General features: G+C 63.6%; 2 protein-coding genes. Both read left to right on the top strand.

Going from position 1 to position 2247, the window contains the following annotated elements; all coding sequences use genetic code 11:
• The first annotated feature begins 184 nt into the window (after nucleotides 1-184).
• Nucleotides 185-979: a peptidoglycan editing factor PgeF gene (pgeF, locus tag EN991_RS33000; RefSeq protein ID WP_127370313.1), complete on the top strand. Its 795-nt coding sequence runs from the start codon at nucleotides 185-187 to the stop codon at nucleotides 977-979.
• Nucleotides 979-2130, top strand: a complete 1152-nt coding sequence (locus EN991_RS32995) for a Xaa-Pro peptidase family protein (protein ID WP_013530004.1) — start codon at nucleotides 979-981, stop codon at nucleotides 2128-2130. Before pgeF ends, EN991_RS32995 begins: the two co-directional genes overlap by 1 nt.
• Nucleotides 2131-2247: the final 117 nt, after the last annotated feature.

Raw genomic sequence — 2247 nt, 5'->3', positions numbered from 1 at the left:
AGCCATGGGCGGGCTGTTCAAGGTGCTTGCGGTGCTGCCTCGCGGCGTGGCGGTTCGGCCCTTTGCCGAGGCGGATTGACTTTTTACCGCCGCCCCTCCCAATCTCCCGTCCGCGCTTTGCAGCCTGTTCTCGACCAAGCACCTTCTTCTTGACGAAACCGCCCACACGGACAACAACGCCCGCATGCTGAATCAGACCAAACCGGATCCCGTTCGGTCGCCGCTGCTGGACAAGGCGCAGGCACAAGGCATCCGCCACGGCTATTTCACCCGCGTCGGCGGTGTTTCCGGCGGCATCTATCAGGGCCTCAACATCGGCACCGGATCGAATGACGACCAGGCGCTGGTTGCCGAGAACCGCAGCCGCGTCGCTGCCTGGATGGGCGTGCCGGCAAGCCATCTGTTGACCGCCTGGCAAATCCATTCGCCCGATGTCGTCATCGCCAGGGAGCCCTTTGCCGGCGAGCGCCCCAAGGCGGACGCTATCGTTACCGACCGGCCGGGCATCGCCATCGGCGCCTCGACCGCCGATTGCGGTCCCGTGCTGTTCGCTGATGCGCAGGCGCGCATCATCGGCGCCGCGCATGCCGGCTGGAAAGGCGCGTTCACCGGCGTGCTCGAAAACACCATCCTGGCGATGGAAAGCCTCGGCGCCCGGCGCCAAAACATCGTCGCCGTGCTAGGCCCCTCCATCGGCCCGCGAAACTACGAGGTCGGCCCGGAATTCGTCGCCCGCTTTGTCGAAGCCGACGCCGAAAACATCCTCTATTTCGCTCCGTCCGCCAATGCCGGCCATGCGATGTTCGACCTCAACCGCTACACGGTTGACCGGCTGGCCAAGGCAGGCGTGACGGCTGAGGGCCTAGACCGCTGCACTTACGCTGAGGAAGGCCTGTTCTACTCCTATCGGCGCACCACGCATCGCAAGGAGCCCGATTACGGCCGGCAGGTTTCGGCAATTGTCTTGGAGAGGGAATAATGGCGCTGCATTTTGAACGATCTGAATTTGACGCGCGGCGCGACCGGCTGATCATCGAGATGGCCGAAAAGAAGCTCGACGCCATCCTGCTGTTCGCGCAGGAAAGCATGTATTGGCTGACCGGCTACGACACGTTCGGCTTCTGCTTCTTCCAGTGCCTGGTGGTCAAGGCCGACGGTTCGATGGTGCTTCTGACCCGCTCGGCCGACCTGCGCCAGGCGCGTCAGACCTCGATTATCGACAACATCGTCTTGTGGACCGACCGCAACGGCGCCAATCCTGCGGTCGACCTGCGCAATCTGCTCAACGAACTCGACCTGCTCGGCGCCCGCATCGGTGTCGAATATGACACCCACGGCCTGACCGCCTTCAACGGCCGCCGCCTGGACGAGCAGTTGCAGACCTTCGGCCAGATCGCCGATGCGTCCGGCATTGTCGGCCGGCTGCGCCTGTTCAAGAGCCCGGCCGAGATAGCCAAGGCCGAGAAGGCCGCCAATCTCTCCGACGATGCGCTCGACGCGGCACTGCCGCTGATCAAGCAAGGCGGCGACGAAGCTCTGATCCTGGCCGCCATGCAGGGCGCGATCTTCGCCGGCGGCGGCGACTATCCGGCCAACGAGTTCATCATCGGCTCCGGCGTCGATGCGCTGCTGTGCCGCTATAAGGCCGGCCGCCGCAAGCTCACCAAGAACGACCAGCTGACGCTCGAATGGGCCGGCGTCTTCAACCACTACCATGCGCCGATGATGCGCACGGTGCTGACCGGCAAGGTGTCGAAGCGCCATCAGGAACTGTTCGACGCCGCCCGCGCAGCACTCCTGGCTGTCGAGAAGGCGATGATGCCGGGCAACAGCTTCGGCGACGTCTTCGATGCGCATGCCCGCACCATGGAGGCACACGGCCTGACCAAGCACCGGCTGAACGCCTGCGGCTATTCGGTCGGCGCCCGCTTCACCCCGTCCTGGATGGACATGCCGATGTTCTACCAGGGCAATCCCGAACCGATCGCGCCCAACATGACGCTGTTCGCCCATATGATCATCATGGACTCCGACACCGAGACGGCGATGACGCTTGGCCGCACCTACCTGACCACCGAATCCCAGCCCAGGCCGCTGTCCCGCCATGATCTCGACTTGATCGTAAAGTGAATCCACAGTGGGAGGCGTTCTTCGCCAAGGAGTTAGAAGGCAAATGAGACGATCGCATGTGACGACCGTGTCATTGCTTGTGGCATTGGCTCTTGCCGCCTGCACCAACGCAAAGGA

Origin of the sequence: Mesorhizobium sp. M7A.F.Ca.US.005.03.2.1 (assembly GCF_003997795.1) — a bacterium.
GTDB classification, from domain to species: domain Bacteria; phylum Pseudomonadota; class Alphaproteobacteria; order Rhizobiales; family Rhizobiaceae; genus Mesorhizobium; species Mesorhizobium ciceri.
Note: the sequence above shows the minus strand (reverse complement) of the source record. Positions and strands in the feature narration are given on the sequence as shown.